The sequence below is a fragment of the Pseudomonas brassicacearum genome, assembly GCF_000585995.1.
Classification (GTDB): Bacteria; Pseudomonadota; Gammaproteobacteria; order Pseudomonadales; family Pseudomonadaceae; genus Aquipseudomonas; species Aquipseudomonas brassicacearum_A.
Genome location: NZ_CP007410.1, coordinates 751,755 through 775,716 on the forward strand (window position 1 = coordinate 751,755; position 23,962 = coordinate 775,716).

At 62.4% G+C, this 23,962-nt stretch carries 24 protein-coding genes; 14 read left to right on the top strand and 10 right to left on the bottom strand.

Annotated elements, in window-relative coordinates:
• Window position 1: 1 nt before the first annotated feature.
• The 5 genes from CD58_RS03165 (at window position 2) to CD58_RS03185 (ending at window position 5,612) form a co-directional block, all read left to right on the top strand.
• The gene (locus CD58_RS03165; RefSeq protein ID WP_025211627.1) at window positions 2–559 is read left to right on the top strand and encodes an NUDIX hydrolase; all 558 of its coding nucleotides are present in this window, start codon (window positions 2–4) and stop codon (window positions 557–559) included.
• Between the two features lie 168 nt (window positions 560–727).
• Window positions 728–1,099, top strand: a complete 372-nt coding sequence (locus CD58_RS03170) for a translation initiation factor Sui1 (RefSeq protein WP_025211628.1) — start codon at window positions 728–730, stop codon at window positions 1,097–1,099.
• Between the two features lie 211 nt (window positions 1,100–1,310).
• Window positions 1,311–3,224: an arginine decarboxylase gene (gene speA, locus CD58_RS03175; protein WP_025211629.1), complete on the top strand. Its 1,914-nt coding sequence runs from the start codon at window positions 1,311–1,313 to the stop codon at window positions 3,222–3,224.
• Between the two features lie 271 nt (window positions 3,225–3,495).
• Window positions 3,496–4,818: a type VI secretion system Vgr family protein gene (locus tag CD58_RS03180; RefSeq protein WP_025211630.1), complete on the top strand. Its 1,323-nt coding sequence runs from the start codon at window positions 3,496–3,498 to the stop codon at window positions 4,816–4,818.
• Entirely contained in the window at window positions 4,815–5,612 is a 798-nt protein-coding gene (locus CD58_RS03185; RefSeq protein WP_025211631.1) for a DUF4123 domain-containing protein, read from the top strand. The genes CD58_RS03180 and CD58_RS03185 overlap by 4 nt, the downstream gene beginning before the upstream one ends.
• Window positions 5,613–5,616: 4 nt before the next feature.
• On the opposite strand, the gene CD58_RS03190 is transcribed toward CD58_RS03185, so the two are convergent.
• A complete protein-coding gene (locus CD58_RS03190; protein ID WP_025211632.1) occupies window positions 5,617–6,966 on the bottom strand; it encodes an MATE family efflux transporter in 1,350 nt (449 codons plus the stop codon).
• A 235-nt stretch (window positions 6,967–7,201) separates the two neighbouring features.
• A complete protein-coding gene (locus CD58_RS03195; protein ID WP_025211633.1) occupies window positions 7,202–7,495 on the bottom strand; it encodes a hypothetical protein in 294 nt (97 codons plus the stop codon).
• A 164-nt stretch (window positions 7,496–7,659) separates the two neighbouring features.
• Between CD58_RS03195 and CD58_RS03200 the strand changes: the two genes are divergently transcribed.
• Genes CD58_RS03200 through CD58_RS03215 form a run of 4 tightly spaced genes read left to right on the top strand, consistent with a single transcriptional unit; the run spans window position 7,660 to window position 9,919 of the window.
• Entirely contained in the window at window positions 7,660–7,965 is a 306-nt protein-coding gene (locus tag CD58_RS03200) for a MazG-like family protein (RefSeq protein ID WP_003186192.1), read from the top strand.
• Window positions 7,962–8,711 carry a methyltransferase gene (locus CD58_RS03205; protein ID WP_025211634.1) on the top strand — a complete coding sequence of 250 codons (750 nt, stop codon included), beginning with the start codon at window positions 7,962–7,964 and terminating at the stop codon, window positions 8,709–8,711. The genes CD58_RS03200 and CD58_RS03205 overlap by 4 nt, the downstream gene beginning before the upstream one ends.
• Before the next feature lie 12 nt (window positions 8,712–8,723).
• Window positions 8,724–9,341 carry a DUF4136 domain-containing protein gene (locus CD58_RS03210; protein ID WP_025211635.1) on the top strand — a complete coding sequence of 206 codons (618 nt, stop codon included), beginning with the start codon at window positions 8,724–8,726 and terminating at the stop codon, window positions 9,339–9,341.
• Between the two features lie 20 nt (window positions 9,342–9,361).
• Window positions 9,362–9,919 (top strand): DUF4136 domain-containing protein, encoded by a 558-nt coding sequence (locus CD58_RS03215; protein WP_025211636.1) that lies wholly within the window; start codon window positions 9,362–9,364, stop codon window positions 9,917–9,919.
• 127 nt (window positions 9,920–10,046) lie between these two features.
• On the opposite strand, the gene CD58_RS03220 is transcribed toward CD58_RS03215, so the two are convergent.
• Both CD58_RS03220 and CD58_RS03225 read right to left on the bottom strand, forming a co-directional pair.
• Window positions 10,047–10,901: a MaoC family dehydratase gene (locus tag CD58_RS03220; protein WP_025211637.1), complete on the bottom strand. Its 855-nt coding sequence runs from the start codon at window positions 10,899–10,901 to the stop codon at window positions 10,047–10,049.
• A gap of 2 nt (window positions 10,902–10,903) precedes the next feature.
• A complete protein-coding gene (locus CD58_RS03225) occupies window positions 10,904–12,256 on the bottom strand; it encodes a 3-oxoacyl-ACP reductase (RefSeq protein WP_025211638.1) in 1,353 nt (450 codons plus the stop codon).
• Window positions 12,257–12,399: 143 nt separating this feature from the next.
• Here CD58_RS03225 and CD58_RS03230 point away from each other — a divergent pair, with 143 nt between their 5' ends.
• The gene (locus tag CD58_RS03230) at window positions 12,400–13,677 is read left to right on the top strand and encodes an acetyl-CoA C-acetyltransferase (protein ID WP_025211639.1); all 1,278 of its coding nucleotides are present in this window, start codon (window positions 12,400–12,402) and stop codon (window positions 13,675–13,677) included.
• Here the strand turns inward: CD58_RS03230 and CD58_RS03235 are convergent.
• Window positions 13,664–14,692 (bottom strand): bile acid:sodium symporter family protein, encoded by a 1,029-nt coding sequence (locus tag CD58_RS03235; RefSeq protein WP_025211640.1) that lies wholly within the window; start codon window positions 14,690–14,692, stop codon window positions 13,664–13,666. The genes CD58_RS03230 and CD58_RS03235 overlap by 14 nt on opposite strands.
• 79 nt (window positions 14,693–14,771) lie before the next feature.
• Here CD58_RS03235 and CD58_RS03240 point away from each other — a divergent pair, with 79 nt between their 5' ends.
• Window positions 14,772–15,563: an AraC family transcriptional regulator gene (locus CD58_RS03240; RefSeq protein WP_025211641.1), complete on the top strand. Its 792-nt coding sequence runs from the start codon at window positions 14,772–14,774 to the stop codon at window positions 15,561–15,563.
• Window positions 15,564–15,788: 225 nt separating this feature from the next.
• The gene (locus CD58_RS03245; protein WP_025211642.1) at window positions 15,789–16,682 is read left to right on the top strand and encodes a PA4780 family RIO1-like protein kinase; all 894 of its coding nucleotides are present in this window, start codon (window positions 15,789–15,791) and stop codon (window positions 16,680–16,682) included.
• Window positions 16,683–17,502: 820 nt separating this feature from the next.
• Here CD58_RS03245 and cueR read toward each other — a convergent pair.
• From cueR to CD58_RS03260, 3 genes are all read right to left on the bottom strand, one after another.
• Entirely contained in the window at window positions 17,503–17,916 is a 414-nt protein-coding gene (gene cueR, locus CD58_RS03250) for a Cu(I)-responsive transcriptional regulator (RefSeq protein WP_025211643.1), read from the bottom strand.
• Window positions 17,913–20,306 (bottom strand): heavy metal translocating P-type ATPase, encoded by a 2,394-nt coding sequence (locus CD58_RS03255; RefSeq protein WP_025211644.1) that lies wholly within the window; start codon window positions 20,304–20,306, stop codon window positions 17,913–17,915. The genes cueR and CD58_RS03255 overlap by 4 nt, the downstream gene beginning before the upstream one ends.
• 109 nt (window positions 20,307–20,415) lie before the next feature.
• Window positions 20,416–20,799 carry a hypothetical protein gene (locus tag CD58_RS03260; protein WP_025211645.1) on the bottom strand — a complete coding sequence of 128 codons (384 nt, stop codon included), beginning with the start codon at window positions 20,797–20,799 and terminating at the stop codon, window positions 20,416–20,418.
• Window positions 20,800–20,947: 148 nt separating this feature from the next.
• Here CD58_RS03260 and CD58_RS03265 point away from each other — a divergent pair, with 148 nt between their 5' ends.
• Together CD58_RS03265 and CD58_RS03270 are read left to right on the top strand one after the other, a co-directional pair.
• Complete coding sequence (locus CD58_RS03265; protein WP_025211646.1) at window positions 20,948–21,145, top strand: heavy-metal-associated domain-containing protein; 198 nt, start codon at window positions 20,948–20,950, stop codon at window positions 21,143–21,145.
• A gap of 95 nt (window positions 21,146–21,240) precedes the next feature.
• On the top strand, window positions 21,241–22,443 hold the full coding sequence (locus tag CD58_RS03270) for a multidrug effflux MFS transporter (protein ID WP_025211647.1): 1,203 nt from the start codon (window positions 21,241–21,243) through the stop codon (window positions 22,441–22,443).
• A gap of 1 nt (window position 22,444) precedes the next feature.
• Here CD58_RS03270 and CD58_RS31180 read toward each other — a convergent pair whose 3' ends face one another.
• On the bottom strand, window positions 22,445–22,615 hold the full coding sequence (locus CD58_RS31180) for a hypothetical protein (RefSeq protein WP_200868903.1): 171 nt from the start codon (window positions 22,613–22,615) through the stop codon (window positions 22,445–22,447).
• A 253-nt stretch (window positions 22,616–22,868) separates the two neighbouring features.
• The gene (locus tag CD58_RS03275; protein WP_025211648.1) at window positions 22,869–23,882 is read right to left on the bottom strand and encodes a zinc-binding alcohol dehydrogenase family protein; all 1,014 of its coding nucleotides are present in this window, start codon (window positions 23,880–23,882) and stop codon (window positions 22,869–22,871) included.
• Window positions 23,883–23,962: the final 80 nt, after the last annotated feature.

The window sequence follows — 23,962 nt, forward strand, 5'->3', positions numbered from 1 at the left end:
CATGAGCGAAAGCCCACGGGAGGTCGCCCACCGGGTGGCCTCGGATGCCGAGCTGATCGCTTGGGTCGACGAGCACGACAACCTGCTCGGCAGCCTGGTGCGTGCCGATCTGCGTGAGCGTGGCCTGATCGGACGCGGCACCTACATCATGCTGTTCAACTCCGCCGGTGAGCTGTGCGTGCATCGGCGTACCCTGAGCAAGGCGATCTACCCGGGGTTCTGGGACGTGGCGGCGGGCGGCATGGTGCAGGCGGACGAGACCTACGCCGAATCCGCCGCCCGTGAGCTGGCCGAGGAACTGGGTGTGAGCGGCGTCGAACTGACGGCCCACGACCATTTTTATTTCGAAGACCCCGGCAGTCGCCTGTGGTGCTCGGCCTTTTCGGCCGTGTGGGACGGCCCGCTGATCCTGCAACCCGAAGAAGTCCTCGAGGCGCGTTTCCTGCCGGTCGAACAGGTGCTCGATGAAATCCAGCGCAAGCCTTACTGCCCGGACTCTCTGGCGGCGCTTGAGCGCTATTTGCGCAGCCATGGCGATGGCGTCGCAAAGAAGCTATAAATTGGCGCCGATTGGCCCTTAGCAAGTTGGCTTTTTGCCGTTACACTGCGCGACTTTTCAAGCTGAACCGGCGTCTGCGGTCCAGTAGCGCTGCCCCTGCCTGAGTGGGGCTTCGCGGTCGGGGCCTGTGCTCCTCGACCAGTCTTCGTCCTCCCAAGAGGATTGCCGGTGGCCAAAAAAGCCGCATCCTTCGCCGCCCTGGGCGGCCTGGTATTTTCTACCGACGCCGGTCGTCATTGCCCTGATTGCCGTCAACCGGTGGATGCCTGCATCTGCAAACAGACCGCCATCCCCGAAGGTGACGGCATCGCTCGCGTGCGCCGTGAAAGCAAAGGCCGTGGCGGCAAGACGGTGACCACGATCACCGGCGTGCCGTTGGCCGAAGACGCGCTCAAGGAACTGGCCACCACGTTGAAGAAACGCTGTGGCACGGGTGGTGCGTTGAAAGACGGCATCATCGAGATCCAGGGCGATCACGTCGAGCTGTTGCTGGCGGAACTGACCAAACACGGTTTCAAGGCAAAGAAATCCGGCGGCTAGCAGCCTCTGTGAAAACCACCCTCGGCTTGATCCGAACCCAGCGTTCGAGGTCGCCCACATGGTTTTCACAGAGCCTGTTCTGAACGGGTTTCTAAACTCAGCGCTGCGAGCAGGGTCTACCCTGCTGACAGACAATTCGTCATTTTCACTCTTTAGACTGCGCCAGCCTCCGACCGGATGGTGCATTTTGACTTCTTTATAGGGGACTTCGATGTCCGTACGACGCACACGCAAAGACGATGGCAGCCAATGGACAGTTGCGGACAGCCGCAGTGTTTACGGGATTCGCCATTGGGGGGCCGGGTATTTCGCGATCAATGACGCCGGTCGCGTCGAAGTTCGTCCGAACGGCCCCGACAGCTCGCCCATCGACCTGTTCGAGCAAGTCGACCAGTTGCGCCAGAGCGGCCTGTCGCTGCCCCTGTTGGTGCGCTTCCCCGACATCCTGCAAGACCGTGTGCGTCAGCTCACTGGCGCGTTCGACAGCAACATCGCGCGCCTGGAATACCAGAGCCAGTACACCGCGCTCTATCCGATCAAGGTTAACCAGCAGGAAGCGGTGATCGAAAACATCATCGCCACCCAGAACGTCTCCATCGGCCTGGAAGCCGGTTCCAAACCTGAACTGTTGGCCGTGTTGGCCCTGGCGCCGAAGGGCGGGACCATCGTCTGCAACGGTTACAAGGACCGCGAGTTCATCCGTCTGGCGCTGATGGGCCAGAAGCTGGGTCACAACGTGTTCATCGTGATCGAGAAAGAGTCCGAAGTCGGCCTGGTGATCGAAGAGGCCGCCGCCCTGAAGGTCAAGCCACAGGTGGGCCTGCGGGTGCGCCTGTCGTCCCTGGCCTCGAGCAAGTGGGCCGATACCGGTGGCGAGAAGTCCAAGTTCGGTTTGTCGGCCGCTCAGCTGCTGTCGGTGGTCGAGCGTTTCCGCGCCGCCGGCCTGGACCAGGGCATCCGCCTGCTGCACTTCCACATGGGCTCGCAGATCGCCAACCTGGCGGACTACCAGCACGGCTTCAAGGAGGCGATCCGTTACTACGGTGAACTGCGCAACCTCGGCCTGCCGGTGGATCACATCGACGTCGGTGGTGGCCTGGGTGTGGACTACGACGGTACGCACTCGCGCAATGCCAGTTCGATCAACTACGACATGGACGATTACGCCGGTGTCGTGGTCGGCATGCTCAAGGAGTTCTGCGACGCCCAGAGCCTGCCACATCCGCACATCTTCTCCGAAAGCGGCCGCTCCCTGACCGCCCACCACGCGATGCTGGTGGTGCAGGTGACCGACGTCGAGAAACACCACGACGACGTGCCGGTGATCGACAACAAGCAGGAACTGCCGGAAACCGTGCAATGGCTGGTTGACCTGCTGGGCCCGACCGATATCGAGATGGTCACCGAGACCTACTGGCGCGCCACGCACTACATGAGCGACGTGGCCTCCCAGTATGCCGATGGCAAGCTGACCCTGGCGGAGAAAGCCTTGGCCGAGCAGTGCTATTTCGCCGTGTGCCGGCGCCTGCACAACTCGTTGAAGGCCCGCCAGCGTTCCCATCGCCAGGTGCTCGATGAGCTCAACGACAAGCTCGCCGATAAGTACATCTGCAACTTCTCGGTATTCCAGAGCCTGCCGGACACCTGGGCCATCGGCCAGGTGCTGCCGATCCTCCCGTTGCATCGCCTGGACGAAGAGCCGCTGCGCCGTGCCGTGCTGCAAGACCTGACCTGTGACTCCGACGGCAAGATCAAGCAATACGTCGATGAGCAGAGCATCGAGACCAGCCTGCCGGTCCATTCCCTCAATCCAGGCGAAGACTACCTACTGGGCATCTTCCTGGTGGGCGCCTACCAGGAAATCCTCGGCGACATGCACAACCTGTTCGGCGACACCGACTCGGTGAACATCTACCAGAACGCCGACGGCAGCGTGTACCACGCCGGTATCGAAACCCACGACACCATCGAAGACATGCTGCGCTACGTGCACCTGTCGCCGGAGGAGTTGATGACGCATTACCGCGACAAGTGCGCCAGCGCCCGCATCAGCGCCGCCGAGCGTACCCAGTTCCTGGATGCGTTGCGCCTGGGGCTGACTCGCTCGTCCTACCTGTCTTCCTGAGGGAAAGACCCACAAGATTACAGCCTCAGCCTTTTCGGCTGATTAACACCGCCCTCCAGGGCTGTCAGAAACTACACCGCATGTTGCGGGATTTTTCGGACAGTTCTGGAGGGCGTTTTTATTTGTGCCGCCGTTATTTCCGAACCTTGGTGCATTTAACCGGCGATGTCCTTATTTCGTGTAGTCCCTTTCCTAACTTGTACTTGGGCCCTCTACTCGGCCATGGCTCTCAGCGAGAATCCCCGGCCGCCCCTCCTGTAGAGAAACGCCGATGTCCGATCCAGCCTGCGAGCCAGTCTTTCATCTGGAGATAGCCGGTCTGCCCGAACCCTTTGTCGTCGTGGCCTTCACGGGTAGCGAAGCCATCAGCGAGCCCTTCGTTTATGAAGTGGAGCTGTTGAACAGCGACCCGACCCTGGACTTGGCGGGCCTGCTGTACCGCAGCGTCTGGTTGAGTTTCGGGGCGCCGGGCCGGGGCGTGCATGGGCAGCTTCATGAGCTGGTCCAGCACCGTCATGGCGGCGGTTGTCGGGTGCGTATCGGGCCGACGCTGGCTTGCCTGGCACAGCGGTTCAATCAACGGGTATTCAGTGCCCGTTCGGTGCCACAGATTCTCCGCCAGGTGCTCAAGGCCCATGGCATCAGCGGGCGCGGCCTGTGCCTGGACTTGAGCGGTGATTATCCGCTGCGGGATTTCTGCACCCAATATCGGGAGTCGGACCTGCAGTTTCTTCAGCGCGTGTGCGCCGAGGCGGGTATTCATTTCCATTTCGAGCACGCCCGGGATGGGCATTGCCTGGTGTTCGCGGACAGTGCGGGCAGTTTTCCCTCCATTGGCGAGGCGATTCATGCGGGCGACAGGCAGGCCACTGCGGTGCGGACCTTCAGCGTGCAGACCGATGTGTTGGGGGAGCAGATTGCCCAGGGCCGCAGCCATCTGATGCACTTGCATTCTGGTCGGGTGCTATCGCTGACGGCCCATCCTTTTGAAGGCTGGAATCAGCGCTGGCTGTTGACGAAGGTCGAGCATCGCGCGCAGGCGGGCGGGTATGACAATCATTTCAAGGCCATCCCCTGGGGCGTTCCGTTCACGGCGTCCCGGGTTCCCGCCAAGCCGCGCATGGTCAGCCGGCAACGCGGCTGGGTGGTGGAAGTGGATGAGCCGACGGTGCAAAGGGCGGGTCGAGTGGCGGTGCAGTTCGACTGGGTTTATCAGGGGGAGGGGGCCAGCCCCAGTCATTGTTGGTTGCCATTGGCGCCGGAGCTGGCCGTCGATGGGGCGGGGGGTGGCTTGCGTGACGGTACCGAGGTGTTGGTGAGTTTTATCGAAGGAGACCCGGATCGGCCGTTGATCAGTGCATTCCTCGACGGGCCCGCCGCCTCGGACTTGATGGATGAGCCCTGCGCAAGCGCGAGCGCGCACGACGCGCTCTGGTCGTCCACACCTGACCCGGTCCTGATGTCGGCGATCCTGAATGCCGAGCCGCTGGTGTTGTTGTGCCTGCTGCCCGGTGGCGGGAGCTTCAGCCCCTGCGCTCAGCCGGTGTGCACTTGCCGCCTGCTCACGCGGCGTGGCCTGGGCGTTGCTCCATGAGCGCTGCCGCCCTGTCTGGGCCATCGTCGCATTGGCTGCTGCTCGACGTACCGGGCGCACCCGAGGCGACGCGGCTTGTGCAAGAGCAATTCACCGAGGTCCGGCGGTTTGTCTTGTTCGAAGACACCGAATTGCACGGGCTTCGGGAGCACAGTCCGCTGCTGATGGACCTGCGGCAATCGCCCGCGCTGGCCAGCCTCTGTCATCTGGATGCGCGTTCCTGGCCGGGGTTGTTAGTGGTCAGCCCGGCGCCAGCCGCGCAACTGCTGGCGCATCTGCGTCGCATGCTCACCGTAACGTTGGGCCTGCACCACAAGGCCTTGCTGAGCTATTACAACCCGCACACCGCCAGCTATTTCTTCGACGGCTGCGACCCTCAGGAACTCAGTTGCTGGCTGGGTCCGATCAGCCTGTTGCGCTGGTTCGGAGGCACTTGGGCCGACCGGGCGATCGGCAGCCAGGGTTGGCAACAACTGGCCAATCCCGGCTTGCCGGTGACGGCGCTGGAGAAAGAGCACGGCCTCAGCGACCGGCAACAAAGCCAGTTGCAGCGGTGCGTGCTGGAGCATCATGCCTGGCAATGGTCTCGTTCCATCGGGCGGGATTACCGCTTGCTCTGGGCCGACTTGCAGCAGGGGCTGGCGCTGGGGTTTACCGAGCGACCGGTGCTCGACGACTGGTTGTGGTTGCGCCTGCAATACCCCAACGCCCGGCCAGTATCGGGGCTGATGGGCGATTCGCAGCGTGAGCGGCTCGATCATCTGCGCAAGCTGTGGCAAGACCACCCGGATTGAAACGTTATAGGGCGTGGGCGCCGAGCCAGCCGTCGCGTCGCTGCAAGTGCCAGGCGATAGCACCGAGGGTCAGGCTGCGCAAGGCCATGAACAGCAAAAACGTGATCCACAACCCGTGGTTACCCAACCCTTGCAGCGACCAGGCGACAGGCAACGTCAACACCAGGGTCAGCAACATGCCGTTGCGCATTTCCCGGGCGCGGGTGGCGCCAATGAACAGGCCATCGAGCAGATAGCTCCAGACCGCAATCAGCGGCAGGGTCGCCAGGTACGGCAGGTAGCGATAAGCCGTGTCGCGCACGTCGGGGATGTTGGTTTGCATCGCGATGAACCAGTGGCCGGCGAGCAGAAACAGCAGCGCAAAGCCGACGCTGGCGATCAGTGACCAACCACCGGCCACCACCAGCGAGCGGCGCAGGGCCAGCCGGTCGCGGGCGCCGATGGCATGACCACACAGCGCTTCGACGGCATGGGCCAAGCCATCCAGGGCGTGGGCGGTCAGCAGCAGGCCATTGAGCAGCAGGGCATTGGCGGCCACGGTCGCATCCCCCAGGCGTGCGCCCTGCACCGTGATCAGGAAAAATACCGCTTGCAGCACCAGGCTGCGGATGAAGATGTCACGGTTCACCGCCAGTAGCGGACGCCAGCTCTGCCACAACCCCAGGGCGGCCCAGGCAATCTGTCCCGGCCAGGCGCGGAGTGTCTGGCGAGTCAGGGCCAGGCCGACCAGCGCCCCCGTCCACTCGGCGATCACCGACGCCCGGGCCGAACCGGTCACGCCCCAGTCCAGGCCAATCACGAACCACAGGTTGAGGGCGATGTTGACCAGGTTGGTCACCAACAGGATTGCCAACGGCGCCCGGGCATTCTGGGCACCGAGGAACCAGCCCACCAGCGCATAACTGGCCAGCGCCGCCGGCAGGCCGAACAGCCGGGTGTGAAAGAAGTCCTGGGTCAACTGGTTGAGCTCGGCGGACGGCTGCATGAAGTGCAAAGCCACACCACTCAACGGCACGCCGACGGCACCCAGCAGCACCGCCAAGCCCATCGCCAGCAGCAAGCCTTGCAACAACACCTGGCGCAACGCCGCTCCATCTCCACGCCCGGCGGCTTGGGCCGCGAACCCGGTGGAACCCATGCGCAAGAAACCCATGGCCCACGCCAACACCGTATACAAACTCGCCCCGACCGCCACCGCGCCCAACTGATGGGCATGGGGCAAATGGCCGATGACGGTGCTGTCCACCAACGCCACCAGCGGCACGGAAATATTCGAAAGAATCATCGGCGCAGCCAACGCCCAGACCCGGCGATGGGTGAGGCGGTCGCGCCAGTCGGTGATCAGGTTGGACATGCGGGCTCCTTGATGGAGCGCGATTGTAGCGGGTTCTCACCTGATCGTTCCCTGCGGAACTTGGATTCATTGTGGCGAGGGGATTTATCCCCGCTGGGCTGCGCAGCAGCCCCTTGAAGGTTGGATTCAATGAATCTGACACACTGCAGTGTCTGGTTTTGGGGCTGCTTCGCAGCCCAGCGGGGATAAATCCCCTCGCCACAAGGTTGTGTTCGGCTTGGGATCGCTGGGTGCTTTAGTGAATGATCCAACTCAGCAACCACAACCCCAGCACCAACCAGATGATCCCCATGACGATCGATGCCCGCATGAACGCGCGGATCGCTGAGTACAGCAACATCAGCCCGAGGATCAACGCGAGGATGCTGATGATCGAGGCGTCCATGCCCAGGGTGCGCGACAGGCCATCGACGAAGTTGCCGCCGGCATTGGCCAGGGTGTTGAACAGGCCGCTGAGCAGGTCGACGATGAAACGGATCACCGAACCGAGTGCCTGGCCGAGCCATTCGAAAAAGCTTTCTACCTGCATATGTGCATCCTGATGGGAGGGAATCTACGTTGAGCCGTTGGCTCCTGATTGTAGGAGCTATGGCGGCCGAGATCGTTCGATTATGGGGCAAACCGCCGCTTCGTATCGAGACTCTTGCCTTCCCCCGTTATCCCCCGGAAGCTATGCGCATTCAGGAGAGCCCGATGAACCTTGTTGAACTGACCGAACGCCTGCACGCCATTCGTGACCGTAACGACTGGCGTCAATTCCACAGCCCGAAAAACCTCGCCATGGCCGCCAGTGTGGAGATGGCTGAGCTGGTGGAGATTTTCCAGTGGCTGACCGAGGACCAGTCGCGCCAGCTGCCGGCGGACAAATTGGCTCACGCCGGGCAGGAGGTCGGTGACATCGTCTTGTACCTGCTGCTGTTGTGCAGCGAGCTGGGGCTGGACATGGACGCTGTGGTGCGCAGCAAGTTGGCGGACAGTGAGCGGCGGTTCGGCCAATGAGCGACCGTCATTTCGATCAGCTCGCCACCCGGTTTGCCGAAAAAATCTACGGAGGGGCCAAGGGCGCGATCCGCCTGGCGGTGCTCCAGGCCGATCTGCTGGAAAGCTTGCCGCAGCGGCCATTACGCGTGCTAGATATCGGCGCCGGCCTGGGTCACATGTCGTTGTGGCTGGCCGAGCGCGGTCACCAGGTGACCTTGGCCGAGCCGGCCGAGCCCATGCTCGAAGGCGCCCGCCAGCGTTTCGCCGATGCCGGACAGAGCGCCACGTTCATCCAGGCGCCGTGGCAGGCGCTGCTCGGCCAGCTCACTGAACCGTACGACCTGGTGCTGTGTCACGCGGTGCTGGAATGGCTGGCCGAGCCCCATGCGATCCTGCCAGTGCTGCATCAACTCACGGTCCCCGGTGGCTGGTTGTCCCTGGCGTTCTACAATCGCGACGCGCTGGTCTATCGCAACCTGCTCAAGGGGCATTTCCGTAAGTTGCGCAAAAACGACATGGCCGGTGAAAAACAGAGCCTGACGCCGCAACAACCCCTTGATCCACGGGAATTGGCGGCGCAACTTGAAGGCGTGTGGCAGGTCGAAAGCCAAAGTGGCGTGCGGGTTTTCCATGACTACATGCCGGTGGAGTTCCAGGCTCGCGTAGAGCTTGCGCAGTTACTGGAAATGGAACTGGCCCACCGTCGCCATCCGGCGTTTGCCGGGTTGGGACGTTATCTGCACTGGATCTGCCGTCCAGTGTGACCGGAGAGCGAAATGAAAGGTCGTTCAGGGTTGTTGATGCTGTGCCTGGGACTGGCGGCTTGCCAGGGCAGCAACCCATATGTCGCCACTTCCAATCCGCTGCCACCGGCGCCACCCGAAGCCGCCACGGTGTTCGACCGTAGCGCCTACCCCGCACCGCCCCGTGACTACGGGCGCTATCGCAGTTGGGCCTGGCTCAACGGGCAACTGCCACCGGGCACTGCCTGGGCGGACTCGGCCCAGGTGGCCGAGGCGGTGAGCAACGCCTTGGATCAGCGTGGCCTGCGCCCGCTGCATGACAACCGGCCGGCCGACCTGTTCGTCAGCGCCGATTTACGCTTGGAGACCCGCGTGCGTCAGGTTCGCGATGACTACGATACGGGTTACTACGGCGGCTATAACCGTTATGACCGTTACGGGCCTGGCTATGGGGCGTATCACACGGTGCCGATGGTGCGCACGTATCAGGAGCAGGTCGTGGTGGTTCGGGTGAATTTGTTCGATGCGCGCAATGGTCAGCCGGTGTGGAGCGCCAGTGCCGAGACCGGCCAGCGTGGCAGTCAGAGCGAGCGCACCGACGCCATTCGCGAAGCGGTGGAAAAAGCCATGTCGGCTTATCCGCCAAGTTGATTACGCAACGGAGAAAAACCATGTTTCGCCGTCTTGCTCTACTGGCCTTTGCCCTGCTGCTCAGCGCCTGCGCCTCCACCCAGGTCAACCATGACTTCGACCCCAGCCGTGATTTTGCGGCGTATCGCAGTTGGAGCTGGAAAGAACCGGCGCTGCAATATCGCCCCGATGATCCGCGGATCAAGAGCGACCTGACGGAACAGCGGATCCGTCAGGCCGTCGCCGATCAACTCGACCAACGCGGCCTGCGCCAGGCGCCGGCGGGCGGGCGAGGGGATGTGCAGGTCCAGGCTTATTTGATCGTCGAGGATCGTCAACAACAGGTCACGACTAATTACGGTGGCGGTTGGGGCGGCCCTTGGAACGGCTATTGGGGCGGCCCGATGTACAACGAAACCCGCAATATCAGCTACAAAGTCGCCACGGTGCAGATCGACTTGCTCGATGGCAAGGACGGGAAGCTGGTGTGGCGTGGCAGTGACGAGCGAATGCTCAGCAACTCGCCCAATCCGACTGACCGTAGCATGGCCGTGCGTGAGACGGTGGGGCGGATCCTGACCAACTACCCGCCCCGCTAGCCCTAGCCGAGAACAAATGTGGGAGCGAGCTTGCTCGCGATGACGGCGATACATCCAACATCAATGCAAACTGACCCATCGCTTTCGCGAGCAAGCTCGCTCCCACAGGGATAAACCCTGTCATCGTTCAGGCCACCGGCCCCCAGCTCCCCACCATATGCTCCAGATCCCCGGCTCCCAACAACCGCAGCTCTCCACTGGACCCCGCCGCACTGGCCAGCAGGGTCACCTCACTGGGCAGGCGCACTGGCTTCTTGAAGGTCACCTCGATCTCGAGGTTGGCCTCGGGCAGATGGTCGTCCAGCGCCGCCAGGGTTCTGGCCTTGTTCCACAGGCCGTGGGCGATGGCGGTGGGGAAGCCGAATAATCGGGCGCTGATACCGCTCAGGTGAATCGGGTTGTAGTCGCCGGAAACCTTGGCGTATTGCCGACCGATGTCCGCCGGTGCTGTCCAATGTGCCACTTCAGTCAATGCCAGCGGGGTATGCGGCGGCTCCTCCACCAGCGTGCCGTCCAGCTGGACGCCTCTGCACAGCATCTGGCTCTCGGCCTCCCACAACGGCCCCAGTTGATCATCGATGCGGGTCACGAGATTGAACACCGCGCCCTTGGGGTGGGCTTGCAGGTTCTCGACATTGACGCCGGCCCGCACCTGGCTGACCCCGCCCATGGGCCGCAGCACGCGGATGCGGTTGCTCAAGTGGATCAGCCCCAGCAGCGGGAACGGAAAATCCCGAGCGGTGAGCAATTGCATTTGCAGGGCGAACGCCAGTACGTGGGGATAGGTCGGCGGTAGCAGCCCGTTTTCGCTGAAACCACAGACCTTGCAATAGGCCGCCAGGCGTTGCGGATCGACCTGTATCACCTGGCGCAATCCGTCCTCGGGCAAGGTCTTGCCGGTGACCTTGCGGCGTGTCGCGGCTTTCGCGTAGAGCCCGGACATGTTCGGCGCGGCGCTTACCTCGTGCCATTGGATCGTCATGGTCATGCTCCCAAAAGGCTTTGCCCACACACCCGCAGCGCCTGCCCGGTCACCGCGCCCGTGCCCGGCTGCGCCAGCCACGCCACGGCTTCGGCGACGTCCTGGGGCAGGCCACCCTGGCCCAGGGAACTCATGCGCCGTCCGGCTTCGCGCAGGGCGAAGGGGATGTCGGCGGTCATGCGGGTCTCAATGAAACCCGGCGCCACCGCGTTGATGCTGATGCCCCGTGGCTGCAGCGTCGGCGCCCAGGCCTGGGCCAGGCCGATCAACCCGGCCTTGCTCGCGGCGTAGTTGGTTTGCCCACGGTTGCCGGCAATGCCGCTGATGGACGCCAGCAGAATCACCCGGCCATTGTCCCGCAGGGTGCCGCTGTCGAGCAGAGCCTTGGTCAGCACTTGCGGTGCGTTGAGGTTGACCGCCAGCACGGCGTCCCAGAACTCCGGGGTCATGTTGGCGAGGGTCTTGTCCCGAGTGATGCCGGCGTTGTGCACCACGATGTCGACGCCATCGGGCAGCTGCTCGATCAACTGTGCGGCAGCGTCTTCGGCGCAGATGTCCAGGGTGACGCTGCGGCCACTCAAACGTGCCGCCAAGGCATCGAGATCGGCCTTGGCCGGCGGGACGTCCAGCAAGATCACATCGGCGCCGTCACGGGCCAGGGTTTCGGCGATGGAGGCACCAATCCCGCGGGCCGCGCCGGTGACCAGCGCCTTGAGCCCCGTGAGCGGGCGGGTCCAATCCTGGACCTGGGTGTCGCAGGCATTGAGGCGAATCACCTGCCCGGAAACGAAGGCGCTCTTGGGCGACAGGAAAAACCGCAGCGCGCCTTCCAGCTGTGTTTCGGCGCCGTCGCCGATATACAGCAGTTGCAGCGTCCCGCCATGGCGCAACTCCTTGGCCAGGGAACGGCTGAAACCCTCCAGCGCCCGTTGGGCACTGGCGGCAAAAGGATCGTCGAGGCTTTCCGGGGCCCGGCCGAGGATGACGACATGGGCGCTGTGGTCGAGGTTTTTCATCAGGGGCTGGAAAAATTCCCGCAACTGCTTGAGCTGATCGGCCTGCACCAAATGGCTGGCGTCGTACACCACGGCTTTGATTCTCGGGCCGTGGCCGGGAATCCACTCAGTGGCCAGGGTCGGTTCGCCGCCGTAGACGAAAATGGCATCGGTCAGACGCTTGGCGAACGTGCCAACCTGTTCGGTCAGCGGCCCACCGCCCAGCAGCAACGCCCCCTCGATTGGCCGCAACCGCCCGGCCTGCCAGCGTTCCAGGCGTACCGGCGAGGGCAGGCCCAAAGCCCCGACCAGACGCAGGCCGATGGCTGAATTGGCGAAGTCGATATAACGGTCAGACATGGAACACACTCCGGCTGATGAGGTTCCAAGTGTGGACCATGATTGGCAATCAGTCGTTCGATTGGCCAGATAAAGCCTAAGCTTGAGCGGGAGCGGAGTTCCCGCAGGACCATTAGCGCATCCGGACACACAGGGAGTTCTTCATGACACAGCTACGCCGCGTCGCGATTATCGGCGGTAACCGCATTCCCTTCGCTCGTTCCAACGGGCCCTATGCCACCGCCAGCAACCAAGCGATGCTGACGGCTGCCCTTGAAGGGCTGATCGAACGCTATAACCTGCACGGCCTGCACATCGGCGAAATGGCTGCCGGCGCGGTGCTCAAGCACTCCCGGGACATGAACATGACCCGTGAATGCGTGCTCGGTTCGCGGCTGTCCCCGATGACGCCGGCTTACGACGTACAACAGGCTTGCGGCACAGGGTTGGAGACGGTGCTGCTGGTCGCCAACAAGATCGCCCTTGGCCAGATCGACAGCGGCATTGCCGGTGGGGTTGATACCACCTCGGACGCACCGATTGCGGTCAATGAAGGGTTGCGCAGGATTCTGCTGCAAGCCAACCGCGCCAAGACCACCGCCGATAAGATCAAGACGTTCCTGCAACTGCGTCCCCAGCACCTGGTGCCCGACCTGCCGCGCATCAACGAGCCGCGCACCGGCCTGAACATGGGCCAGCACTGTGAGTTGATGGCCCAGACCTGGCAGGTCCCCCGGGAAGAACAGGATCAGTTGGCCCTGGAAAGTCATCAGAAAATGGCGGCGTCCTACGCCGAAGGCTGGCAGAACGACTTGATGACGCCTTTCCTCGGCCTGACCCGGGACAACAACTTGCGCCCAGACCTGACCCTGGAAAAACTCGCGTCCCTCAAACCTGCCTTCGAAAAAAGCGCCAAGGGCACGATGACGGCGGGCAATTCCACGCCACTGACCGATGGCGCCTCGTTGGTGTTGCTGGGCAGCGAAGAGTGGGCCAAGGCTCGTGGCCTGCCGATCCTGGCTTATCTGCGCGACGGTGAAACGGCGGCGGTGGACTTCGTCAATGGCGCCGAGGGGCTGCTGATGGCGCCGGTCTACGCCGTGCCGCGACTGCTGGCGCGCAACGGCCTGACCTTGCAGGACTTCGATTACTACGAGATCCACGAAGCGTTCGCCGCCCAGGTGTTATGCACGCTGAAAGCCTGGGAAGACCCTGACTACTGCAAGACCCGCCTGGGGCTCGACGCGCCGCTGGGCGCCATAGACCGCAGTCGGTTGAACGTGAAGGGCAGTTCCCTGGCTGCCGGGCACCCATTTGCCGCCACGGGCGGGCGCATTGTCGCCAACCTCGCCAAGTTGCTGGATGCCGCGGGACGAGGCCGGGGGCTGATCTCGATCTGTGCGGCCGCCGGCCAAGGCGTGACGGTGATTATCGAACGTTGAGGACCGCTTCGTTCTGTTGCGCGGCCAGGGCTCGATGGTGGCTGGAGTAACGCTCGGCCAGGATCGAGCAGACGATCAACTGCAGCGGGTGATAGATCATGATAGGCAGCAGAATCAGGCCCAGGCCGGGGTGATTGCCAAAAATCAACGCGGCCATTGGCACCCCGGCGGCGAGGGATTTCTTGCTGGCGCAGAACACCGCGGCGACCTCGTCGGCACTGCTGAATTGCAGGGCCCGAGCAACGCGGGTGGTTGTCCACAGGATGACGGCCAGCAGCACGGCACTGCCAATCACCGCGCTGAGCAGCACGCCGTGGCCTTGCTGCTGCCAGATCCCGGACACCATCGAGTTGCAGAACGCTGCGTAAACCAGCAGCAGGATCACCAGTTTGTCGATGATGCTGGTGTAGCGCTTGTACCGCCCGAAAAAACCCGCCAGCCAACGCCGCAGGAACTGCCCCAGCACCAGCGGCAGCAGCAACATCATGCACAGGTCGAGCAAGGTTGAACCCAGGTCGATGCCACCGGCGCCGCTGCCGACCACGAAGCTGACCAGCAGCGGTGTCAGGATCACCCCCAGCACACTCGACAGGCTCGCGTTGAGAATCGCCGCCGGCACGTTGCCGCCAGCGCTGCCGGTCAGGGCCACCGAGGAGGAAATGGTCGAGGGCAGAGCGCACAGGTAAAAGAATCCCAGCATCAGCAACGACGGCACATGGCTGCCCAGCAGCCAGTTGCAGAGCAACCAGATCAACGGAAACACGCCAAAGGTGAAGCCTTGCACCATCAGGTGCAGCCGAGTGTTTTTCAGGCCGTGGCGAATCTGCTCGCCGGACAGGTTGACCCCATGCAGGAAAAACACCACGAAGATGCCGATATTGACGACCCACTCGGCGTGCATGGCGCCGCCGCTGGCGCCAAAGGTCGGAAAGAAGTACGCCAGCAGCGTGGCGAGCAACATGCCGCAGAGAAACCAGTCAGTCACGATGCGTTTGAGGTGTCGGAAGATGTGCATAGGGCACCGCAAGTTGTAAGAAAAGTCGACTTAGCCTAACGTCGGTGCATACAACCGTCTTGCGACATAAGGCCAATCAATGCCGACTAACGGACACCAGCAGCTGGAAAGGCGCATTCCCGACCTGATGCAATTGCCGAGGCCGCTTTACGCCCGTGTCGAAAGCTTGAGCGCCGGATCCTGGACCCAAGCCCATCGCCATGACTGGGTGCAATTTTCCTACGCCATCAGCGGTGTTCTCGGCGTTCACACCGCCGAGGGCAGCTTCTTCGCCCCGCCCCAACGGGGTATCTGGATCCCGGCCGACCTGGAGCATCACGTGGTGACCTCCACCCGGGCGGAAATGCGCAGTCTTTATGTCCATCGCCAGGCCTGTCCATGGGCGGATGAGCGTTGCCGGGTGTTGGAAGTCACGCCGCTGGCGCGGGAGTTGATCAAGGTTTTCTGTCAGCTACCGGCCGAATATCCCCAGGGCGACAGTCAGGAAGAGCGATTGGTTCAGGTGCTGCTGGACCAGTTGGCAACCCTGCCGGAAGTGGGGTTCTCCCTGCCGTTGCCCCGGCATGCGCGTTTGCTGACGCTGTGCAACGAACTGATCGAACAGCCCGACCAGAACGTCACCCTGCAAGCCTGGGCTGAACGCTTGGGTACCTCGGAAAAAACCCTGATGCGCCTGTTCCAGCGCGAGACCGGCCTGAGCTTTCGCGCCTGGCGCCAGCGCGTGCGCCTGTTGTCGTCCCTGGGATCGTTGGAGCAGGGCGACAGTGTGACCAGCGCGGCGCTGTCCTGTGGGTATGATTCAACATCCGCGTTTATCGCGGCGTTCAAGGGAATGTTTGGGTACACCCCGGGGGAGTTGTTTAAATCCTAAGCATTGGCTGCGGATGTTGCTGTCAGCCCTTGTCGCAAATGTCTTCGCATTCAGTTGCCAACGCCACACCCGGTCTCGGCTATGATTCGGCGCGGTCGATTTAATCCGGCACATTGTGTGCATCGTAAGGTTCATAGGTCGGCAACCCCTCCCCGTGGAGGAAAGATTGCCGTATAACGACTGTCATTCGCGTGTTCGGTAATAAAGGACCCACAATAAAAGCTGATGAAGACTCCAAAACGCATTGAACCCCTGATCGAGGACGGTCTGGTCGACGAGGTGCTGCGCCCACTCATGAGTGGTAAAGAAGCAGCTGTTTATGTGGTGCGCTGCGGCAACGAGCTACGTTGCGCCAAGGTCTACAAGGAGGCGAATAAGCGAAGTTTTCGTCAGGCGGCCGAATACCAGGAAGGCCGCAAAGTTCGTAACAGCCGTCAGGCCCGGGCCATGGCCAAGGGCTCGAAGTTCGGGCGCAAGGAAACCGAAGACGCTTGGCAGAACGCCGAAGTGGCGGCGCTGTTCCGCCTGGCTGGCGCGGGTGTGCGCGTGCCCAAGCCGTACGACTTCCTTGAAGGCGTGCTGCTGATGGAACTGGTGGCCGACGAGTACGGCGATGCGGCGCCGCGCCTGAACGATGTGGTGCTGGAGCCGGATCAGGCCCGTGAGTATCACGCGTTCCTGATTTCCCAGATCGTGCTGATGCTGTGTACCGGTCTGGTGCACGGTGACCTGTCGGAGTTCAACGTACTGCTCACGCCGACAGGACCGGTGATCATCGATCTGCCGCAGGCCGTGGACGCTGCGGGTAACAACCACGCCTTCAGCATGCTGGAGCGGGATGTGGGCAACATGGCCTCCTACTTCGGCCGGTTTGCGCCGGAACTCAGACGCACCAAGTACGCCAAGGAGATGTGGGCGCTGTATGAAGCGGGCACCTTGCATCCGGCCAGTGTGCTGACGGGTGAGTTCGACGAGCCGGAAGAATTGGCGGATGTCGGGGGGATCATGCGTGAGATCGAGGCGGCTCGTTTGGATGAGGAGCGTCGTCAGGCTGTACGGGCTGCTGACGATGCTCCTCCTGGTAAAGCTGAGGAGCCGCCTCCGCCTTGGATGCAATGATTGGTGTGGGTTGGTGTGTATATCCGTTGCTGCGGTAACGGCCACTTAGGGTTCCGCCCTGACGGCGGGTCACTTTTGGAAGAGCCGGGAGCCGGACCAGCCAAAAGTAACCAAAAACGCTTTGCCCCACCACTCGGTGCCTCGCCTACGTTCGGCCAGCGTGGTTAACGGGGCGCCGAGATCAAGATCCAAAGCAAAGCAAAAGCGGGGCACCTCTAGCAACTATGTGGCTGAACCACCGCTTTCGCGAGCAAGCTCGCTCCCACATGGGATTGTGGGTGTCACAGCCTCTGCATACGACACAAAAACCTGTGGGAGCGAGCTTGCTCGCGAAGGTGTCGGCACATCCAATATCATCACAAACTGACCCTCCGCTTTCGCGAGCAAGCCCGCTCCCACATGGGATTGTGGGTGTCACAACCTCTGCATACGACACAAAAAACCTGTGGGAGCGAGCTTGCTCGCGAAGGCGTCGGCACATCCAACATCATCACAAACTGACCCTCCGCTTTCGCGAGCAAGCCCGCTCCCACAGGAGAAACGCGGTTCCACCTGAACCAGGTCGGCTATCAGGCCGCCTCGCCCGGCTTTTGATCTTAGGCGCCCCGTTAAACCACGCTGGCCGAACGCAGGCATTGCGCAGTGGGCATCCCGAGCCTAGGCGAGGCACCGAGTGGTGGGGTAAGAGCGTTTTGCTTACTTTTCGCCGGGCCGCGCAGGCTTCTCAAAAGTGAGCCGCTGTAAGAGCGGAACCGCCAGCAGCCGTTACCGCAGAAATGGATATACACACAAGCTACGGCCCCCAAAACCAGCCTCTCTGTCAGCCGAGTACAGCCTCCTTGCAACACCCCGAAGCCAATTCCTTGAGAATCGGACAATCCGGACGATGATCACCATGGCAGTGCTCCACCAGATCCTGAAGAGTGTCACGCAGTTCACCCAGTTCACGGATTTTCTGGTTCAGCTCATCAATGTGCTGCCGAGCCAGAGCCTTGACGTCAGCGCTGGCCCGTTGGCGATCCTGCCAAAGCGTCAGCAGCTTCCCAACTTCTTCCAATGAAAACCCAAGGTCCCTGGAGCGCTTGATGAAAGCCAGGGTATGCAGGTCCTCGGCACCATAGATCCGGTAGCCGCTGTCGGTGCGATGGGCTGCCTTGAGCAGGCCGATGGATTCGTAATAGCGAATCATCTTTGCGCTAAGGCCACTCTGGCGGGCCGCTTGGCCGATGTTCATCGCTTGTCCTCCAACCGCTTGGGTGTCCAGAATTTCAACAGTAGTGCATTACTCACCACGCTGACGCTCGACAGCGCCATGGCTGCGCCGGCCAGCACCGGGTTAAGGAAGCCGAACGCCGCCAACGGAATGCCGATCAGGTTATAGACGAATGCCCAAAACAGATTCTGGCGGATCTTGGCGTAGGTCTTGCGGCTGATGTCCAAGGCCGCCGGCACCAACCGTGGATCGCCACGCATGAGGGTGATCCCTGCGGCGTGCATCGCCACGTCGGTGCCACCGCCCATGGCGATGCCGATGTCGGCGGCGGCCAGGGCCGGGGCGTCGTTGATGCCATCGCCGACCATCGCCACCACCGAGTGCGTTTTCAACTGCTGGACGATGGCGGACTTATCCGCCGGCAGCACCTCGGCATGGACCTGGGTGATCCCCAGCGCTTCGGCCACCACCCGGGCGCTACCCCGGTTGTCGCCCGTGAGCAAGTGACTGGCGATGTGGCGTTCATTCAAGGCCTGTACGGCGGCGAGCGCGCCGGGCTTGAGGGTGTCACCGAAGGCGAACAGGCCCAACACCCGAGGCGTCGCGTCTTGATCGATCAGCCAGGACAGGGTTCGGCCTTCGGTTTCCCACGCCTGCGCCGATTCGGCCAGCGAGCCGGGGCCTAGGCCCAATTCGTCCAACAGGCGCCGATTACCCAAGGCCAGGCGGCGACCGTCGAGGCTGCCGGCAATGCCGCGTCCGGCCAGGGATTGGCTGTCGCTGATGTCCGGCACGACCAAACCGCGCTCGGCGCAGGCGTCCAGCACCGCTTTGGCGAGGGGATGTTCGCTGCCGCGTTGCAGCGCGCCGGCTATTTTCAGCAGCGTGTCTTCCTCACCCTCCAGAGCGCTCAAGTGGGCGATGCGCGGCGTACCGGAGGTCAGGGTGCCTGTTTTGTCGAACACCACCGTATCGACTTCATGGGCGCGCTCCAAGGCCTCGGCGTCCTTGATCAAAATCCCATGGCGCGCGGCCACACCCGTGCCGGCCATGATCGCCGTGGGCGTCGCCAGGCCAAGGGCGCAGGGGCAGGCGATCACTAGCACGGCAACGGCGTTGATCAGCGCGGTTTCCAGCGGTGCACCGTACAACCACCAGCCGATCAGCGTGGCCAAGGCCAGCACCAGCACCACCGGCACGAAGACCTGGCTGACTTTATCCACCAGTTTCTGAATCGGAGCCTTGGCCGCCTGGGCGTCTTCCACCAGGCGGATGATGCGCGCCAGGACGGTTTCGGTGCCCAAGGCTTGCGTGCGCACCAGCAGTCGGCCTTCGCCATTGATGGCGCCGCCGGTGACCTTGTCGCCGGGCTGCTTGGGCACCGGTAGGCTTTCGCCGCTGATCAGCGCCTCGTCGGCATGGCTCTGGCCTTCCAGTACTTCACCGTCCACCGGGAAACGTTCGCCAGGCTTGACCAGCACCAGGTCATTCAAGCGCAGGGCGCTGATGGCCACGTCCCGTTCCTGGCCATCGATCACCTGGATCGCCCGCTCCGGCCGCAAGGCTTCGAGGGCGCGGATGGCGCTGGCGGTCTGGCGCTTGGCGCGGCTTTCCAGATACTTGCCCAGCAGGACCAGGGCAATCACCACGGCTGAAGCTTCGAAGTACAGATGCGGCATGCTGCCGTGGTGGGCGCTGGCCCATTCATAAACGCTCAAGCCGTAGCCGGCGCTGGTGCCCAGGGCCACCAGCAGGTCCATATTCCCGGCCCCGGCACGCACGGCCTTGAAGGCGGCAACATAAAAGCGCGCGCCGAAGATGAACTGCACCGGTGTCGCCAGGGCGAACTGCACCCAGGCCGGCAACATCCAGTACACGCCCAATGGCTGCAACAGCATCGGCAACACCAAGGGTATGGCCAGCAAAATTGCCAGCACCAGGGCCAGGCGTTCACGGTTCAGACGGCTGGTTTGTGCGTCATGGGGCTGCTCGGCTTGCCAGACATTGGCGTCATAGCCGGCGCGCTTGACCGCATCGATCAGGGTTTGCGGATCGACCTGGCCGAGCAATTCAAGGTGGGCTCGCTCGTTGGCGAGATTGACGCTGACGCTGTTCACCCCGGCGACTTTGCCCAGGGCGCGTTCGACCCGACCGACGCAGGATGCGCAGGTCATGCCCTCGATGCTCAACTCCAGGGTTTGAGTGGGAACGCTATAGCCGGCCTGTTCGACAGCTTGCATCAAGGCCGGCAGGCTGCCCTCGGGCGCTTGGACCCGCGCCTGTTCGGTTGCCAGGTTGACGCTGACGGCGCGAGCCCCGGTGACTTTGCTCAAGGCCCGCTCGACCCGCCCGGCGCAGCTGGCACAGGTCATGCCGGTAATCGGCAGATCGAACGTGGTGGATTCGGACATCGCTCAAATTCCCTGTAGTGAATGACCACAGGATCAACCTTGCCATGCTGGCAAGGTCAAGCGCCAATCCAAAAGATTTGCCCTGGACCCCTTCATTCAATACAGGGGGTTAATAACCGAGCGCAGCCTGCTTGAGGTACATGCCTTGTTCGCTCATGGCGATGCGGAACTTCAGGATATCGCCGGCCTTGAGGATGATTTCCTGCGAACCCGGCGCAAGCATGCCCGGGTTGCACCCCGGCGCCTGGCCCGGCAGCAGCTTCAAGCGCAGAGAGATCGTGCCCGCCGGCAAGTTGAAGGAGGTGCTCTGCTCCTGGAACAATCGAGCCGAGAGCTGATCGTGGATATAAATGCCGATTTCGCAGGAAGTCGCCACTTCCAGGCGCTCGCGGGAAATGATCAACACGCCATAGTCTTCGCCGACGGCCGAGGCCTGGGGCGCCACCGCTGAAAAACCGAGCATGCAAAACAGGCTGAACGCTGACCAGCGCATGGCTGAACCTCCGGTATGAAATCCTTGATGTGTGCAGCTTGGCTGAGGGCGATGCCGATTGCCAGCCCGGCAGTTTTTGTCAGAACTTGACCTTGCCATGATGGCAAGCTTGAGACTGGCAGCAACCTCAATCCCAAGGAGTTATCCCATGCAAACCTTCAATGTTCAGGGCATGTCCTGCGGCCACTGTGTCAAGGCCATCACCCAGGCGCTCCAGGCCAAGGACCCGGCGGCCGAAGTGCAAATCGACCTGAGCGCCAAGACCGTTCAGGTCCAGAGCGCGCTGGCGGCCGATGCCGTGGTCGAGGTCATCAAGGAGGAGGGATATGAGGTGAGTCTCGCCTGAAATTTTTTAATCGTTAGCGACCTATCGGAATGTTCAAGGGCGCCCGGCAAGGCTAGACTGTCGGGCTGCCGACTGACGCCTGAGCTGGACGCCCGATGAACCTTCGTACCATTCTGATTCTTGGCGCCTTGAGCGCTTTCGGTCCCTTGGCGATCGACTTTTACTTGCCCGCCTTTCCGGCGATGGCAACCGCCTTCGGTACCGACGAGAAACACATCCAGTTGACCCTGGCGGCGTATTTTCTCGGGTTATCCATCGGGCAACTGGCCTATGGGCCGGTGGCGGATCGCTTCGGGCGGCGCATTCCGTTGCTGGTCGGCGTCGGCTTGTTCACCTTGGCGTCCGTGGCCTGTGCCTACGCACCGAATCTCGAATGGCTGATCTGTGCGCGTTTCGTCCAGGCCCTGGGTGGTTGCGCCGGGATGGTGATTTCCCGGGCGGTGGTCAGCGATAAATGCGACGCGGTGGGCTCGGCCAAGGTGTTCTCGCAATTGATGCTGGTGATGGGCCTGGCGCCGATCCTCGCGCCGATGCTCGGTGGGTTGCTGGTGAACCTGTACGGCTGGCAATCGATCTTCATTGGCCTGACCCTGTTCAGCGCATTGGCATCGACGGCCGTGGCCTTGTGGCTGCCGGAAAGCTTGCCGGATCATGTGCCTCGGCAACCGTTGTCAGGTGCGCTGCGCCAGTACGGTCGTCTATTGACCGACTCGATCTTCCTCGGTCATGCATTGACGGGGGGTATCGCTATCGCCGGGATGTTTGCCTACATCGCCGGTTCACCTTTCGTCTTCATCAAGCTCTACGGTGTGCCGGCCGAACACTTCGGCTGGCTGTTCGGTACCAACGCCGCAGGCTTCATTCTGGTGGCGCAGGTCAATGCGCGGTTGTTGGCCAAGCGTGGCCCGGCCTTTCTGCTGAGTCGCGCGGTATGGATCTATCTGTTCGCCGGGCTGGGCCTGTTGACCATCAGCGCCTTACGGCCGGAATCTTTGTGGCCGCTGCTGATTCCGCTGTTTATCTGCATTGCCAGCCTGGGTTGCATCCTTCCCAATGCATCGGCCTGCGCGATGAACGGACAAGGTGCCCGGGCCGGTAGCGCATCGGCGATGCTGGGTTGCCTGCAGTTTTCCGTGGCCGCCGGGGCCGCCGCGTTGGTGGCGGCCCTGCATGACGGCAGCGCTGTGCCGATGGCGCTGGTCATCAGCCTGTGCGGGCTGTTAGTGGTGGCTGCAGCGATGCTGACCCGCCGCCTGCAAAATGCTCGGGCACTGGCCGAGGCCAGTCGCCAGGGCTGATTCAGCTGGCCGCGCGCTGCTGCTGTTCGGGGAAATGATGGGGCGCGTGAAGTCGCGCTTGCAGGGTGGTGGCAAAGGCCTGGGCCTCGGCCTCGGTGCGGAAGGTCACGACGTGTTGGTCAAGGCGTACTTGCCATTGGGATTTTGCCACTTCTTTTATCAGGATCTTCATTGCTGACCTCCTCACGAAAAGATTACGTTGCAAAGGCCTCGAGTGTAGACCCGAATGCGATCGCAATTGTGACAAGGGTCAATTCTCGGACTGACGGTGCAGTCCCAAGGTGAGGCAACACGTGTGGCGAGGGAGCTTGCTCCCGCTGGACTGCGCAGCAGACCCAAAACAGGGCCGCTGCGCGCCCCAGCGGGAGCAAGCTCCCTCGCCACAGAGGGCTAACAAGCCAAGGGTTTTGGCTGCCACAAAATAGTCAGAAGCCTTCAAGCACAATCTTGCCCTTGGACTTGCCGCTTTCCAGCAAGCCATGAGCCCGGCGCAGGTTCTCGGCATTGATGGTGCCGAAGTGCTCGCCAACCGTCGTCTTCAGCGTGCCGGCGTCGATCAGCTCGGCCACGCGGTTGAGCAGGTTGTGCTGTTCAATCATGTCGGCAGTTTCGAACAGCGAGCGGGTGTACATGAATTCCCAATGCAGCGACAGGCTCTTGCGCTTGAGCTTGGTCACGTCCAACGCCTTGGGATCGTCGATCAGCGCCAGTTTGCCCTGGGGCGCCAGGGCCTCGACCAACTGATCCAGGTGCTGGTCGGTCTGGGTCAGACTGGCGACGTGGGTCACCTGAGGCTGGCCTGCTTCTTTCAATACTTCACTCAAAGGTCGGCTGTGGTCGATCACCAGGTCGGCGCCCAGCCCGCGTACCCAATCCTGTGTCTGCGCGCGGGAAGCGGTGCCAATGACCTTCAGCCCGGTGAGCTGGCGAGCCAGTTGCGTCAGGATCGAGCCCACGCCTCCCGCGGCACCGACGATCAACAAGCTCTGGCCTTGGTCGTCATGACCTTCCTGGATACCCAGCCGCTCGAACAGTAACTCCCACGCGGTAATGGCCGTCAACGGCAGCGCTGCCGCTTCGGCAAAACCGAGGGTCTTGGGCATGTGGCCGACGATGCGCTCATCCACCACATGCAACTCGCTGTTGCCACCGGCCCGGGCGATGGAGCCGGCGTAGAACACCTTGTCCCCGGCCTTGAACAGCGTGACTTCGTTGCCCACTGCCTTGACCACCCCAGCCACGTCCCAGCCCAGTACTTTGGCGGCGCCGCCTTCGGGCTGGACGTTCTGGCGAACCTTGGTGTCCACCGGGTTGACCGAGATGGCCTTGACCTCCACCAGCAAGTCCCGTGGGCCGGCGACCGGTTCTGGCAGCTCGACGTCTTGCAGCGATTGCGGGTCGGTAATGGGCAGCGAATGGTAGTAGGCGATGGCTTTCATGAAGCGGCTCCGTGAAGTGAGTTGAATGAAGCCAATGTTTAGTTATTTATCGGCGAGATAAAACCGGCTAAAACAACAGG

What these genes read in the sequence shown, in the direction of transcription:
- CD58_RS03165 (WP_025211627.1), top strand. Translation starts at nt 2, where the DNA reads ATGAGCGAAAGCCCACGGGAGGTCGCCCACCGGGTGGCCTCGGATGCC.
- speA (WP_025211629.1), top strand. Translation starts at nt 1,311, where the DNA reads ATGTCCGTACGACGCACACGCAAAGACGATGGCAGCCAATGGACAGTT.
- CD58_RS03180 (WP_025211630.1), top strand. Translation starts at nt 3,496, where the DNA reads ATGTCCGATCCAGCCTGCGAGCCAGTCTTTCATCTGGAGATAGCCGGT.
- CD58_RS03185 (WP_025211631.1), top strand. Translation starts at nt 4,815, where the DNA reads ATGAGCGCTGCCGCCCTGTCTGGGCCATCGTCGCATTGGCTGCTGCTC.
- CD58_RS03190 (WP_025211632.1), bottom strand. Translation starts at nt 6,966, where the DNA reads ATGTCCAACCTGATCACCGACTGGCGCGACCGCCTCACCCATCGCCGG.
- CD58_RS03195 (WP_025211633.1), bottom strand. Translation starts at nt 7,495, where the DNA reads ATGCAGGTAGAAAGCTTTTTCGAATGGCTCGGCCAGGCACTCGGTTCG.
- CD58_RS03200 (WP_003186192.1), top strand. Translation starts at nt 7,660, where the DNA reads ATGAACCTTGTTGAACTGACCGAACGCCTGCACGCCATTCGTGACCGT.
- CD58_RS03205 (WP_025211634.1), top strand. Translation starts at nt 7,962, where the DNA reads ATGAGCGACCGTCATTTCGATCAGCTCGCCACCCGGTTTGCCGAAAAA.
- CD58_RS03210 (WP_025211635.1), top strand. Translation starts at nt 8,724, where the DNA reads ATGAAAGGTCGTTCAGGGTTGTTGATGCTGTGCCTGGGACTGGCGGCT.
- CD58_RS03215 (WP_025211636.1), top strand. Translation starts at nt 9,362, where the DNA reads ATGTTTCGCCGTCTTGCTCTACTGGCCTTTGCCCTGCTGCTCAGCGCC.
- CD58_RS03220 (WP_025211637.1), bottom strand. Translation starts at nt 10,901, where the DNA reads ATGACGATCCAATGGCACGAGGTAAGCGCCGCGCCGAACATGTCCGGG.
- CD58_RS03225 (WP_025211638.1), bottom strand. Translation starts at nt 12,256, where the DNA reads ATGTCTGACCGTTATATCGACTTCGCCAATTCAGCCATCGGCCTGCGT.
- CD58_RS03230 (WP_025211639.1), top strand. Translation starts at nt 12,400, where the DNA reads ATGACACAGCTACGCCGCGTCGCGATTATCGGCGGTAACCGCATTCCC.
- CD58_RS03235 (WP_025211640.1), bottom strand. Translation starts at nt 14,692, where the DNA reads ATGCACATCTTCCGACACCTCAAACGCATCGTGACTGACTGGTTTCTC.
- CD58_RS03240 (WP_025211641.1), top strand. Translation starts at nt 14,772, where the DNA reads ATGCCGACTAACGGACACCAGCAGCTGGAAAGGCGCATTCCCGACCTG.
- CD58_RS03245 (WP_025211642.1), top strand. Translation starts at nt 15,789, where the DNA reads ATGAAGACTCCAAAACGCATTGAACCCCTGATCGAGGACGGTCTGGTC.
- cueR (WP_025211643.1), bottom strand. Translation starts at nt 17,916, where the DNA reads ATGAACATCGGCCAAGCGGCCCGCCAGAGTGGCCTTAGCGCAAAGATG.
- CD58_RS03255 (WP_025211644.1), bottom strand. Translation starts at nt 20,306, where the DNA reads ATGTCCGAATCCACCACGTTCGATCTGCCGATTACCGGCATGACCTGT.
- CD58_RS03260 (WP_025211645.1), bottom strand. Translation starts at nt 20,799, where the DNA reads ATGCGCTGGTCAGCGTTCAGCCTGTTTTGCATGCTCGGTTTTTCAGCG.
- CD58_RS03265 (WP_025211646.1), top strand. Translation starts at nt 20,948, where the DNA reads ATGCAAACCTTCAATGTTCAGGGCATGTCCTGCGGCCACTGTGTCAAG.
- CD58_RS03270 (WP_025211647.1), top strand. Translation starts at nt 21,241, where the DNA reads ATGAACCTTCGTACCATTCTGATTCTTGGCGCCTTGAGCGCTTTCGGT.
- CD58_RS31180 (WP_200868903.1), bottom strand. Translation starts at nt 22,615, where the DNA reads ATGAAGATCCTGATAAAAGAAGTGGCAAAATCCCAATGGCAAGTACGC.
- CD58_RS03275 (WP_025211648.1), bottom strand. Translation starts at nt 23,882, where the DNA reads ATGAAAGCCATCGCCTACTACCATTCGCTGCCCATTACCGACCCGCAA.